Here is a 13,420-nt window from a genome sequence, read left to right as displayed (position 1 = left end):
AACCCTGAGCAGCGATCAATCAGACCTGACAGAGGAAAAATGCGACAACAGCAGAGGTGAAATGTCTACGGGCGCGGGTAAGTAGACCACAGGAGGGAGCAAAAGTGCTTATAGAGAATGAAAATGGCGCATAAATTTTTGTAAATATATGCGCCAGGTATTAATCATACTACTAATAGATTTAGGCGTGCGCCTCGGTATAGACGCTACGTTGTGGCTGACGAATAGTGGTAGAAAGCGCCAGCGAAATGATTAACAGCGCAAAGATAACGCAGAAGGTCACATAGAACCCGCCAAACAGCGAGGCGATAATGGAACCGCAAATGCTACCGATACCGAAGCCCAGGTAAATAACACCGTAGTTTTTAGCCAGGTTATTCAGACCGAAGAACTCGCTGACCAGTGACGGGAATACGGTGATGGTGCCGCCAAAGTTAAATGCGACACAGGCAATGGCCATAAAGAAGGTTACGTCATTCAGCGGCGCGAACAACAGTGCAGCCATACCGACCAGCGAAACGACCTGACCAATGGTGATCACGCGAATACGGGAGATTTTATCGGACAGAATCCCCAGCACCAGACGACCCGACAGGTTCGCGATAGAAATGACGGTAACCGCATTCGCCGCCGTCGCCACATCCATATGCGCCAGGCTTTGTGCGATATCTTTCGCCACGCCAATGACGTACAGACCGCTCATACACGCTGTCAGGAACATGACTGCCAGCATCCAGTACTGCGGTTTGCGCATGGACTGCGCCAGGGTGTAGTCGTTCTCAACTACGCCATTCTTCGCTTTCACTTCCTGATTCGGCGCATCTTTCATCAGCGTGGAGCCAAAGACGATCATCACCAGTACGATCGCGCCCCAAATCATGAAGGTTTTTTCCAGGCCCACGGTGCTCAGCAGTTGACTGTCGATAAATTTAAAACCGAGGCTGCCAAGGCCATAAGAACCGATGGCAAAGGCGGAAATCAGCCCTTTACGCTCAGGGAACCATTTTACGCAGTTGGAAAGCGTTAACAGGTAACCTGCACCATCCGCCAGACCAACCAACACACCGGCGCTCAGCCACAGCATAATCAGACTGTTGGAATGGGCAGTTAAGAAGAAACCGACGCCGAGTAAAATACCGGAGGCCATGGTGACGCGTTTCACGCCAAAACGTTCCTGCAGCTTGCCGGCAACGGAAGAGGAAATCGCCAGCCCGAGGCTCAGCAAGCCAAAAGAAAATGCCACCTGACTGACCGGCGCATCGAGCTTAGAAGAGAGCGCGCCATTAAACAGGCTCCAGGTATAAACAGAACCTAAAGCAAATTGGGTAATAATCGTGCCGATCAGTGTTAGCCAGCGAGTGCGCTGATAATCAGAAGTTTTCATGGCAGTCTTCCTGCATAAGCAAAATGGGAAATTCTCTGCCAACAACCATACCGAAGCGCTTTTATGGCCAGGAGAAAACGGCATGAAATGCCACCAGGACGGAATGAAATGCCTGGAATGCGGAATGAATGACGAGACAAAAAGTCGGGTTACTGAATTTTATCGTAAGAGTTAGTACACGCTATCGCTGAGGGGCGTGTGATTGTTGATCTCAATATGTAACAGAGATGTTTATATGATGATTGTTTGCGTTAAAATTTGGCACTCACTCCCATGGTGTACATATAGTCGCTGTTATTGGTGCTATTTTCCGCCTGCGAAAGCGCCGCGTAAGCCGCCATGTGCCGGTTCAACAGCATATCTGCGCCAACGGTAACATCCAGCCAGTTACCGTCTTGACCCGCCGCCGTCATGCGACTGAGGCCCGACTGCGCTTTCCAGATATTCTCGCCAAACTGCTGGTTATAGCTGATTTGCGCCCACGGTCGCACATCACCGAACTGAGAATTGACTCGCCAGCCTAACGTGCTGACGCTGGCATGCCACAGCGGATCGTTCTGCGTTACCGACGTCACGCTATCGCCAAATTCGTTGTAAGTAGACGTGGTCGAACCGTCATAATGCAGCGCGGCCACCGGACCAGTCATCACCTGCCTTGAAAGCGGAAAGTTCCAGCCCATACTCATGCCGCTGGTCGCATCCATAGGCGTTTCATCCGCCAGATTCACCACGGGACCCGCCACGTTTTGAGTGGAGCGAATACGTTCTTCCAGAATGTCGTTATAACGTGGTTGGTGATCGCTGTCCCATGTATAACGTTCAGCCGTATGCCCTGACATCGCATCAACGATATATTCTTGTTGCCAGCCATATGCTGTATTGATGAACAGCGCACAAACTACGACGCTCGCCAGAGTTAACCTTTGGCGACCACTACTGTTTCTTATAATCATCAACGCGACTCCAGAAAAGAGCCGAATTCGGCGATATTATTGTCATTGTGTGAAGGATATCGGGCCCATCAGGCCCTGTATTAAATATTGTCTTTTTAGCTGGCGCGTCAAGGCGGGCCGAATGAAATTTTTACGCCAGTAAAAACAGCGAGGAAGAATATGCAGCGTTGCGGATGGGTCAGCCAGGACCCACTTTACATTGCCTACCACGACAAGGAATGGGGCGTCCCCGAAACAGATGGCAACAAGCTGTTCGAAATGATCTGTCTGGAAGGCCAACAGGCCGGTTTATCGTGGATCACCGTGCTAAAGAAACGGGAAAATTATCGCCACGCCTTCCACCATTTTGACCCGGAAAAAGTGGCGGCCATGACCGAAGAGGATGTGGAAAGACTGGTACTGGATGCCGGCATTATTCGCCATCGAGGAAAAATTCAGGCCATTATCGGCAACGCTCGCGCCTTTCTGACCATGGCGCAAAACGGAGAATCGTTTAGCGAGTTCGTCTGGTCATTTGTTGATAACCAACCGCAACTGACCCGCGCCGCCAACCTGAGTGATATCCCCACCTCTACACCGGCGTCAGATGCACTGTCTAAAGCGTTAAAAAAACGCGGATTTAAGTTTGTCGGCACCACCATCTGTTACTCCTTTATGCAGGCATGCGGCCTGGTCAACGACCATGTCACCACCTGTCTCTGTTACCCGGGAGAACAACATGATTCGTGAATCAAAGGCTGATGATCTACCGTCGATTCTGGCGCTGTGGATGGAAAGCACGATCCATGCCCATCCGTTTATCGAAGAACGCTACTGGCGCGAAAGTGAATCCATCGTGCGGGATGTTTATCTGCCAGCCGCACAAACCTGGGTATGGGAAGAAGAAGGGGTGCTCAAAGGCTTTGCCAGCGTCATTGACGACCGCTTTCTCGGCGCGCTGTTCGTCGCGCCTGCCGCCATCAGAAGCGGGATCGGCAAAGCGCTGGTGCAGCATGTACAGCAGCGCTTTTCGTTACTCAGCCTCGAGGTCTACCAGAAGAATCAATCAGCGGTGAACTTCTACCATGCGCTGGGTTTTCGCATTGAAGATGGCGCATGGCAGGAAGAGACTCACCATCCCACGTGGATTATGGGCTGGCAGGCGGATCAAACGCCGTAAGCGTCAACGTTGGTCCGCTGTATTTTTCGAGCCACGCCAGCGCAGTGTTGCCCGCACAGCCATTCCCCAGCTTTGAGCTGGGGAGATCTTTGGTCAGCACGTTAACGGCGCCATTTTTACAAATACCGTTGGCGGCGAGGTCCAAATCAGGCCAGGCGCCCTCATGAATACAGATGACACCGGGTTTAATTCCCGTCGTCACGACCGCTCCCGCCAGAACGTGCCCACGCTGGTTCCACACCCTGACCGTGTCGCCATCCGCAATACCGCGCGCTTTGGCATCCTGCGGATGAATCGTGACGGGCTCACGATCCGCTACCGCATACTGTTCGCGCAACGCGCTGTAATTTAGCTGACTGTGCAAACGGTGCGCCGGATGGGCGGAAAGCAGCTGTAACTGGCCCGGCTCGGCGTTACCGAACCACTCATCCGGCTCCAGCCACATCGGATGCCCCGCACAGTCCGCGTAACCGTAACTGGCAATCCTCGCGGAGTAGATTTCAATTTTACCGCTGTCCGTTTTCAGCGGATGCGCCTGTGGGTTGCGGCGAAAATCCGCGAAACGGATAAACTCCGCGCTGGCGGCGTTTTCTGGCATTTCGATCAGCGCATTCCGCTGCCAAAACTCGGTGAATGGCGGCAACGTCACCTGCTGGCTAGCCCCACGCTGCCCGGCAATGTTGTAAAAAGTCTCCAGCCATTCCAGCTCGCTTTTGCCTTCGGTAAATCGCTCATACCCGCCCTTCTCCCAGCGTTCACTCAGCTCGGCAAAGACATCAAAATCATTTCGCGCTTCATCCTGCGGCGATACAACCTGCTTCATCGGCACCAGATGCTGGTTGCTGTAATCGCCGGTCATGGTCAAATCATTACGCTCAAAAGACGTCGTCGCCGGCAGCACGATATCGGCATGCTTCGCTGCGGCTGTCCAGAAACACTCCGAGATAACCACCAGCTCCGGTTTTTGCCAGGCGCGAATCAGACGGTTGGTGTCCTGATGATGGGTGAAGTTGGCGCCGCCCGCCCACCACAGCATACGGATGTCCGGGAAATGGCGGTCCATACCGTTGTGCTGATAAAAACCCCCCGGGTTCTCCAGCGCTTCAACAATTCGCGCCACCGGGATTTTATCCACCGCGTCGGTGCCGTTTTTAACGCTGCCCTGCATTGAAGCCAGCACCGCAGCACGGCGCGTTGGGTTGCCGCCGTTGGCAAAATGGTACGACAGCCCAAAGCCGCCGCCAGGCGTCCCGATTTGCCCGAGCATGGCGGCCAGCGTGACAATCATCCAGTGTTTCTGCTCGCCATACTGCTGGCGTTGCATACCCCATCCCGCCATTAGCATGGTGGTATTTTGGTGAAATATCGCCGCAAGTTCACGTATTTTCGCCGCCGGAACACCACAAATTCCAGCGGCCCATTCTGCCGTTTTTGCAACATCGTCAGATTTGCCCAGCAGATAGTCGGCAAAACGGTCATATCCAGTCGTACACCGGGCGAGAAAGTCCGCGTCGTGCCAGCCGTTTTCCACCAGCGTATGCGCGATACCCAGCATCAGCGCCACGTCGGTCCCCATATGCGGAGCGATCCATTCCATCTTCTCGCCAAAGAAATCGACGCTTTCCGATCGCATCGGATCGATACAGATCAACCGCTTCCCGCTGCCACGCAGTGCCTCAAAGTAAGCGAGGCCCTGCTCGTCAGAGGCGTTCCAGGCAATTTTCAGGGTATTCAGCGGATTGGCGCTCCATAACACCACCACTTCGCTGTTCTCCAGCACCACCGGCCAACTGGTCTGCTGCTGGTAAACTTCGTTACCGCCCACCACGTACGGCATGATGGCCTGCGCAGCACCCGTCGAGTAATCCCCCAGATGCCCGGTATAACCACCCGCCAGCGCCATATAACGCTGTAGCAGGGTTGCGGCTTTGTGTAACACGCCGTTGGAACGCCAGCCGTAGGAACCGGCAAAAATCGAGGCCGGGCCGTAGCTGTCACGGATGCGTTTATGCTGCGTATGGATAAGATTCAGCGCGTCGTCCCAACTGACACGAACAAATTCATCCTGCCCGCGCACCCCCTGCGGATTCTCCGGCGAGGCGAGAAAGCCTTTACGCACCATGGGAAAACGTACCCGCGTTTTACTGTGTACCTGGTCGCGCACCACGGTTTGCAAAGAGTTGGGATGGGCGGTGGGCAGCACGCCGCGAGAGGAGAAAACCGTCTCGCCATCGGTTTCGACGAGAATAGGTCCCCAGTGGGCGGCGGTTAACACCGAGTAATGTGCGGGTGAATTAGCCAAGATGGCGCTCCTGAATGCGATGTGACGGCTTATTTATTATGCCGTTCAATGTTACTTACAAATTTCAGAGTCTTCCCTGGAATTTTCTTCATGTTCACACGTCATAATCAACCGCCACGGTCGCTGTGGCAAAGAAGAAAAAGTCATTAAGGAATTAAGATGAAGAAACGTGTTTTTGTTATTGCTGCCATCGTGAGCGGCGCCCTGGCGGTTTCTGGCTGCACAACAAACCCTTACACCGGAGAACGCGAAGCGGGTAAATCCGGCATTGGCGCGGGTATTGGCTCTCTGGTCGGCGCGGGTATTGGCGCACTCTCTTCTTCGAAGAAAGATCGCGGCAAAGGCGCGCTGATTGGTGCGGCGGCTGGCGCGGCCGTTGGCGGCGGTGTCGGCTATTACATGGACGTGCAGGAAGCAAAACTGCGCGACAAAATGCAGGGAACGGGCGTCAGCGTGACGCGCAGTGGCGATAACATCATCCTGAATATGCCAAATAACGTCACCTTCGACAGCAACAGCAGCAACCTGAAACCTGCGGGTGCCAACACCCTGACCGGCGTGGCAATGGTACTGAAAGAGTACAATAAAACCGCCGTCAACGTGCTCGGCTTCACCGACAGCACCGGCAGTCAGGATCTGAATATGCGTCTGTCGCAGCAGCGCGCGGACTCCGTGGCCAGCGCCTTAATCACTCAAGGCGTCGCCGCTAACCGTATCCGCACTCAGGGTATGGGCCCGGCAAACCCGATCGCCAGTAACAGCACGGCGGAAGGTAAAGCACAAAACCGCCGCGTAGAGATCACCTTAAGCCCGCTCCAGTAACGTTTTGTGCCGGATAATGGCAGCGTCTTATCCGGCATGAAGCACTTGCCATCGTTGATTTTCGCGTTAAGGTGTTGTCACCAAATTTAGGGAAATCAGCGATGAGCAAATCAACACGGGCAACCATCAGCGATGTGGCGAAAGCCGCAAAAACCGGCAAGACCAGCATTTCACGCTACCTCAACGGTGAAAAGCACCTGCTTTCCGACGCGCTACTGGCCCGCATTGAACAAGCCATTGCCGATCTCGACTACCGTCCCAGCCTGATGGCAAGAGGCCTGAAACACGGTCGTACCCGTCTGATTGGTCTGATCATCGCCGATATTACTAATCCCTACTCCGTCAACGTGTTAAGCGGTATTGAAGCCGCCTGTCGCGATAAGGGCTTTACCCCGCTGGTGTGTAACACCAACAACGAAGTGGATCAGGAGCTGCATTATCTCGACCTGCTGCGCAGCTACCAGGTCGAAGGGATTGTGGTCAACGCCGTTGGAATGCGCGAAGAGGGGCTGAACCGCCTGCAACAGTCTGCGCTGCCGATGGTACTGATTGACCGTAAAATTCCCGATTTTGCCTGTGATATGGTCGGGCTGGATAACACCCAGGCGGCAACGGTTGCCACTGAACATCTGGTCGAGCAAGGTTTTGAAGCCATCCTGTTCCTCAGCGAACCGCTGGGCATGGTGAATACCCGCCGCGAACGCCTGAGCGCTTTTCGCGCCACGCTCGCACAGTACCCCGGCGTTATCGCGCAAAATGCCGAAGTCCCGCTAACGGACAATACGCAACTGGATGATACGCTGCGCCAGTTTCACCAGCAGCATCGGGGGATGCGCAAAGCCGTTATCTCTGCCAACGGCGCTCTCACGCTGCAGGTTGCCCGCGCCCTGAAGCGCATTGGCCTTAACTGGGGCAGCGATATCGGCCTGCTCGGTTTTGACGAACTGGAATGGGCGGAGCTGGCGGGCGTCGGTATCACCACGTTGAAACAACCCACATGGCAGATTGGCTACACCGCCGTTGAGCAGGTTGTACGCCGAATTGATGGCGGCTCTGCTGCCATTCAGGAACAGGTATTCTCCGGCGAGCTGATCGTGCGCGGCTCAACCGCCCGTTAAATTTCCTTCGTGATGGTGATCATAAATTCGACATCATGAGCTTTTCTTTGGAACCGGTTCCATCTAGCGTTATAACAAGAATGCTAGTCTGGAGTTTCCATGAAAAGAAAAATTATGGTGGTTACCGCCGCCTACGGCTACGACCAGGTGCGGGCCGCAGGCGGGCAAACGGCAATGTTGCCCATCATTGCCGAAGCCGGTGCTGACGGCGTCGAAATCCGCCGCGAGTTATTAACCGACGCCGAGCTGAAAACGCTGTCCACAATGGCCTCTGCAATCGAACTCTTCGGCCTGCTGGCCTGTTATTCAGCGCCTGAACCGTTATTCCTTGAGGATGGGAACCTGAATCCCCGACTTCCGCAGCTCCTCGAAGAAGCGCAGGCCCTACAGGCGCTGTGGTTAAAAGTCTCTCTCGGTCATTTTTCCCATACCGAACAGTTCGACGATTTACGTGAATGGCTGGACAACAGCGGCATGGAGCTGGTTGTGGAAAACGATCAGACCGCCTGCGGACGCCTGCAGCCGATGCAACGTTTCAATGAAGCCTGTCAGACGCAAAACCTGCCGATATCTCTGACTTTCGATATGGGCAACTGGCTGTGGGTTGGCGACTCCCCGGAACAGGCCGCGCAGAACCTGGCGCCAACCGTCGGATATATCCATGTCAAAGCCGCAGTTACGCATCGCGATAGCTACCGTGCCGTACCGCCTGATGAAGCAGATTCACGCTGGCTGGCGCTGTTAAAAACGCTGCCCAACGATGTTCCGCGCGGTATTGAGTTCCCCCTGGAAGGGCAGGATTTGACGGCGGTTACCCGCCACTACGTCGAGCTGTTACGCGAGGAGTAACACATGAAAAATTCACTGGATGCGGTCACTATTGGTGAAGCGATGGCGATGTTTGTCGCCACGCAAACCGGCGAACTGACGGATGTAGAGCAGTTTATCAAGCGCGTTGCAGGCGCTGAACTCAACGTGGCGACCGGTCTTGCTCGTCTGGGCCTGAAGGTCGGCTGGGTGAGCCGCGTAGGCAACGACAGTTTTGGTCGTTTTATCATTAAGTCGCTGGAAAAAGAAGGGATAGATGCGCAGGGAGTTACCCAGGACGGGCGTTACGCTACCGGCTTTCAGCTTAAATCTAAGGTCGAAAATGGAACCGATCCCATTGTGGAGTATTTCCGCAAAGGTTCCGCCGCCAGCCACCTCAGCGTTGAGGATTATCACGAGGACTATTTCGCCAGCGCGCGCCACTTGCACCTGAGCGGCGTGGCGGCAGCGCTTTCTGCCAGCTCCTATGAACTACTGGCGCACACCGCCCGCACGCTGAAAGCCCAGGGGAAAACTATCTCGTTCGACCCAAATTTGCGTCCGGTGCTGTGGAAAAACGAAGCCGAAATGGTGGAAAAACTGAACCGGCTGGCATTCCAGGCTGACTGGGTTTTACCTGGATTAAAAGAGGGGATGATTTTAACCGGCCAACAGACGCCTGAAGCCATCGCCGACTTTTATCTGCGTCACGGAGTGAAGGCCGTGATCATCAAAACCGGGGCTGATGGTGCCTGGTACAAAACAGCCAGCGGTGAACAAGGTTGCGTTGCACCGGTAAAAGTCGACAACGTGGTCGATACGGTCGGCGCAGGCGATGGCTTTGCCGTGGGCGTTATCAGCGCCCTGCTGGAAGGCCGTTCGCTGCATCAGGCGGTGACCCGCGGCAATAAAATCGGCGCACTGGCCATTCAGGTTCAGGGCGACAGCGAAGGATTACCCACACGTGAACAATTAGGGGAATAAACTCCCGGCCAACTCTGTCTCTGTACCCTACATACAGAGGCGGCGTATCAGCATAACCAGAGGGCAGTCTATGAATAGCTCAACTAATGCAGCAAAACGCTGGTGGTACATTATGCCAATCGTGTTTATCACGTATAGCCTGGCGTACCTTGACCGTGCGAACTTCAGCTTCGCCTCCGCCGCCGGTATCAACGAGGACCTCGGCATTACCAAAGGGATCTCTTCCCTGCTGGGCGCTCTGTTTTTCCTCGGCTATTTCTTCTTTCAGATCCCAGGCGCGATTTACGCAGAACGGCGCAGCGTACGAAAACTGATTTTTGTCTGTCTGATCCTCTGGGGCGCATGCGCGTCGTTAACCGGTATGGTCAGCAATATTCCAATGCTTGCCGCCATCCGCTTTATTCTTGGCGTCGTTGAAGCCGCGGTGATGCCCGCAATGCTGATTTATATCAGCAACTGGTTTACGAAATCCGAGCGCTCGCGCGCTAACACTTTCCTGATCCTCGGTAACCCGGTTACCGTCCTGTGGATGTCTGTGGTTTCCGGTTATCTGATCCAGGCGCTGGGCTGGCGGGAAATGTTTATCATCGAGGGCTTCCCGGCCATCATCTGGGCGTTCTGCTGGTGGGTATTGGTAAAAGACAAACCGTCTCAGGTCGGCTGGCTGTCAGAATCTGAAAAAGCCGCCCTTCAGGCGCAACTGGAAAAAGAGCAGCAAGGCATCAAAGCCGTGCGTAACTATAGCGAGGCCTTCCGCTCACGTAACGTCATCCTGCTGTGCATGCAGTATTTCGCCTGGAGTATTGGCGTCTATGGTTTTGTCCTGTGGCTACCGTCGATTATCCGCAACGGCGGCGCAAATCTGGGCATGGTAGAGGTTGGCTGGCTGTCATCCGTACCTTATCTGGCGGCGACGGCGGCGATGATCCTCGTCTCCTGGGCCTCCGATAAGCTGCAAAACCGTAAACTGTTTGTCTGGCCGCTGTTATTGATAGCCGCTTTCGCTTTTATCGGCTCCTGGGCCGTGGGTGCAGACCACTTCTGGATTTCTTACACGCTGTTAGTTATTGCGGGTGCGGCAATGTACGCCCCATATGGCCCCTTCTTCGCCATCATCCCGGAAATGCTGCCGCGCAACGTCGCCGGGGGTGCAATGGCGCTGATTAACAGCATGGGCGCGCTAGGCTCATTCTTTGGTTCATGGTTTGTCGGCTACCTCAATGGCGCAACCGGCAGCCCATCCGCCTCGTACATTTTTATGGGGGTGGCGCTTTTTGTCTCAGTATGGCTAACTTTAATTGTTAAGCCTGCTAATAATCAGCAATTACCTATTGGCGCACGCCACGCTTAAATTTTAACTTACGGAGATTCGCATGAAGCCGTCCATTATTCTCTATAAAGCGTTACCTGACGATTTACTGCATCGCCTGGAAGAGCATTTTACTGTGACTCATGTGCCTAACCTGCGCCCGGAAACGGTCGCACAGCACGCCGAGGCTTTTGCCAACGCGGAAGGTCTGCTGGGTTCCAGTGAAGCCGTCAATACCGCCCTGCTGGAGAGAATGCCCAGGCTTCGTGCGACATCCACGATTTCCGTAGGCTATGACAACTTCGACGTCGATGCCCTCAACGCGCGCAAGGTGCTGTTGATGCACACGCCAACCGTGCTGACGGAAACTGTCGCCGATACGGTAATGGCGCTGGTGTTAAGCACCGCTCGCCGCGTAGTAGAAGTTGCTGAACGGGTGAAAATTGGCGAATGGACCAAAAGTATCGGGCCGGACTGGTTTGGTACGGATGTACACCACAAAACGCTGGGGATTGTCGGCATGGGCCGTATTGGTCTGGCGCTGGCGCAACGCGCGCATTTTGGTTTTAGCATGCCGATTCTTTATAACGCGCGCCGTCATCACCAGGAGGCGGAAGAACGCTTCAACGCGCGTTACTGCGACCTCGATACGCTGTTGCAGGAGTCCGATTTTGTCTGCCTGATCCTGCCGTTAACCGCAGAAACGCATCATCTGTTTAGTACCGAACAGTTTGCCAAAATGAAGTCCTCCGCCATTTTCATTAACGCCGGGCGTGGGCCAGTGGTCGATGAAAAAGCGCTGATTGCCGCCCTGCAAAGCGGGGAAATTCATGCCGCAGGCCTGGATGTGTTTGAGCAGGAGCCATTACCGGCAGACTCACCGCTATTGGCGCTGCCAAACGTGGTAGCCGTGCCGCACATAGGTTCAGCGACGCACGAAACGCGCTATAACATGGCGGCCTGTGCGGTGGATAACTTAATCGATGCGCTGCAAGGACGCGTTGAGAAGAATTGCGTGAACCCGCAGGTCGCGCCATAAACAAAAGGCCGGGTAGCGCTTACGCTTACCCGGCCTTTTATGTATTACAGCGCCTTCATTACTGAGCGGCATTCACCGCAGCAGTCCAGGCCTGATTAAATGCCTGATGCTGAGAGGCCAACGGGCCAATCAGCGTGTTGTACTGACTTGCCTGCTGTGAAGTTGGGAACTGAATACCGTTAGCGACAAAGCTCACCTGCGTATCCTGCTGTGCCACAAAATCACCGACCTGTACTAACTGCTGCGTGAAGATTTGCGCGGCAGGGATCAGCGGCTGTAGCGCCTCTGAAGGTACAGTGACGACTTTATTGTAGACCTGGTCAAAGACCGGCTTCAGATCCTCGCCCTGCTTCAGCGCGCCATGCGCAGCATCTGCCTGCAGTTTCGCATTCTGCAACTGTTGCCCTAATACGCCCAACGCACCATTTGCCTGACGCAGCGGTTCACGCTGAGTCACATAATCCTGAGGAACACGAATCGCATTTACGCTATCAACCACCGGGCGCAGACCGGAGTCCATTGCCTGATTAACCTGCTGTGAATAGCCATACAGAATCGCGTAATCGGACACAAACGGGCCAAACTGTTTTTTCTGATCGGCGGTCAGCGTTGGTAAACGCTCTCCGCTACGCATTGCAGTATTCTGCAGAAAATCGATAAACGCTTTGCGTTGATCGCCTTCTTTATCAAAACACCCACTCAGGCCAACTACCATTAAGAGCGCCAAAACAGGCGCAAACCAGCGAGAGCAGGACTTACCTGTCGCCATTTTAATACTCCTTTCACCCAAAAATGCGCACAACGACACCCGCGTGCCTGACGTTGACAAGGATAGTCCAGGTCAGCCCCGCAAGATACCCTTTCCGCGTAATCTTGTGGGGGAAAATAACCGCTCCCGCCACCCATCGTTTTGCTAAACAATGCGCCATTTACCACACGACGTCATATTTTAGTCATCTTTACAATTGGGATCGATCGTTCGCAGATCACGACCTTTATCAGTTCGTTAGCCTGCAAAAGATTGTCGACTACGATCCGCTGAAACGAATCCATCACGCAAACCTAAAATCCGGCTTCATTTTTTCCGACTACTCTTAATGAGCTTCGATGAAATTCACGATCCCGCTGTGTGATTTGTAGGAGTTCTCAATGGAATACAAAGATCCTATGTTTGAACTGCTGAGCAGTCTGGAGCAGATTGTTTTTAAAGATGTATCGCAGACGGTTACTCTGACGCAAAAAACCAACCCTTTCACCGAATTTGAACAGCTACGACGAGGGACAGGTTTAAAAACAGATGATTTTGCCCGAGTGATGGGCGTGACGGTCGCGACGGTTCATGAATGGGAGTCTAAACGCGTAAAGCCTTCCAATACCGAATTGAAGTTAATGCGCCTGATTCAGGCAGACCCAAGATTAAGTAAGCAACTGATGGATTGAACTATTTTTCAATTTTACTTATGAACGGTCCTGTAAAAGGGCCGTTCCCTTAAGGGGGTTATCCACAAAAAAGAAAATAGTAGTTGCATCCACATGCGTAAAA

Annotated in this window: 13 protein-coding genes; 9 read left to right on the top strand and 4 right to left on the bottom strand. The window is 53.9% G+C overall.

Translation table 11 applies throughout. The features are described 5' to 3' along the window. Positions 1–181: 181 nt before the first annotated feature. Complete coding sequence (locus tag HV352_RS00840; RefSeq protein WP_016154906.1) at positions 182–1,384, bottom strand: MFS transporter; 1,203 nt, start codon at positions 1,382–1,384, stop codon at positions 182–184. Between the two features lie 251 nt (positions 1,385–1,635). Beyond that, the gene (locus HV352_RS00835; protein ID WP_016154907.1) at positions 1,636–2,337 is read right to left on the bottom strand and encodes an autotransporter outer membrane beta-barrel domain-containing protein; all 702 of its coding nucleotides are present in this window, start codon (positions 2,335–2,337) and stop codon (positions 1,636–1,638) included. A 159-nt stretch (positions 2,338–2,496) separates the two neighbouring features. Here HV352_RS00835 and tag point away from each other — a divergent pair, with 159 nt between their 5' ends. Both tag and HV352_RS00825 read left to right on the top strand, forming a co-directional pair. Further along, positions 2,497–3,066, top strand: a complete 570-nt coding sequence (gene tag / locus HV352_RS00830) for a DNA-3-methyladenine glycosylase I (RefSeq protein ID WP_019078081.1) — start codon at positions 2,497–2,499, stop codon at positions 3,064–3,066. After that, entirely contained in the window at positions 3,056–3,496 is a 441-nt protein-coding gene (locus tag HV352_RS00825) for an N-acetyltransferase (protein WP_016157718.1), read from the top strand. Before tag ends, HV352_RS00825 begins: the two co-directional genes overlap by 11 nt. Here the strand turns inward: HV352_RS00825 and HV352_RS00820 are convergent. Next, the gene (locus tag HV352_RS00820) at positions 3,465–5,798 is read right to left on the bottom strand and encodes a molybdopterin guanine dinucleotide-containing S/N-oxide reductase (protein ID WP_181635133.1); all 2,334 of its coding nucleotides are present in this window, start codon (positions 5,796–5,798) and stop codon (positions 3,465–3,467) included. The genes HV352_RS00825 and HV352_RS00820 overlap by 32 nt on opposite strands. Before the next feature lie 159 nt (positions 5,799–5,957). On the opposite strand from HV352_RS00820, the gene HV352_RS00815 reads away from it, so the two are divergent. The 6 genes from HV352_RS00815 (at position 5,958) to ghrB (ending at position 11,877) form a co-directional block, all read left to right on the top strand. After that, positions 5,958–6,620, top strand: a complete 663-nt coding sequence (locus HV352_RS00815) for an OmpA family lipoprotein (protein WP_016157720.1) — start codon at positions 5,958–5,960, stop codon at positions 6,618–6,620. 101 nt (positions 6,621–6,721) lie between these two features. Continuing rightward, positions 6,722–7,738: a LacI family DNA-binding transcriptional regulator gene (locus HV352_RS00810; protein WP_005133828.1), complete on the top strand. Its 1,017-nt coding sequence runs from the start codon at positions 6,722–6,724 to the stop codon at positions 7,736–7,738. Between the two features lie 99 nt (positions 7,739–7,837). Continuing rightward, the gene (locus HV352_RS00805) at positions 7,838–8,587 is read left to right on the top strand and encodes a hypothetical protein (RefSeq protein WP_016154912.1); all 750 of its coding nucleotides are present in this window, start codon (positions 7,838–7,840) and stop codon (positions 8,585–8,587) included. 3 nt (positions 8,588–8,590) lie between these two features. Continuing rightward, on the top strand, positions 8,591–9,529 hold the full coding sequence (locus HV352_RS00800) for a sugar kinase (protein ID WP_153646720.1): 939 nt from the start codon (positions 8,591–8,593) through the stop codon (positions 9,527–9,529). A 70-nt stretch (positions 9,530–9,599) separates the two neighbouring features. Next, positions 9,600–10,880, top strand: a complete 1,281-nt coding sequence (locus HV352_RS00795; RefSeq protein ID WP_003827389.1) for an MFS transporter — start codon at positions 9,600–9,602, stop codon at positions 10,878–10,880. A gap of 22 nt (positions 10,881–10,902) precedes the next feature. After that, positions 10,903–11,877, top strand: coding sequence for a glyoxylate/hydroxypyruvate reductase GhrB (gene ghrB / locus HV352_RS00790; protein WP_016154914.1), 975 nt, complete (start codon positions 10,903–10,905; stop codon positions 11,875–11,877). 58 nt (positions 11,878–11,935) lie between these two features. Here the strand turns inward: ghrB and HV352_RS00785 are convergent, their stop codons facing one another. Continuing rightward, positions 11,936–12,646: a DUF3053 domain-containing protein gene (locus HV352_RS00785; protein ID WP_016154915.1), complete on the bottom strand. Its 711-nt coding sequence runs from the start codon at positions 12,644–12,646 to the stop codon at positions 11,936–11,938. Positions 12,647–13,026: 380 nt separating this feature from the next. On the opposite strand from HV352_RS00785, the gene HV352_RS00780 reads away from it, so the two are divergent. Next, on the top strand, positions 13,027–13,317 hold the full coding sequence (locus HV352_RS00780; protein WP_016157726.1) for an HTH-type transcriptional regulator: 291 nt from the start codon (positions 13,027–13,029) through the stop codon (positions 13,315–13,317). The last annotated feature ends 103 nt before the right edge of the window (positions 13,318–13,420 follow it).

It is taken from the genome of Citrobacter sp. RHBSTW-01044 (genome assembly GCF_013781945.1).
GTDB lineage: Bacteria > Pseudomonadota > Gammaproteobacteria > Enterobacterales > Enterobacteriaceae > Citrobacter > Citrobacter braakii.
The sequence above is the reverse complement of the archived record's forward strand: the minus strand, read 5'-3'. Positions and strand labels throughout refer to the sequence as shown.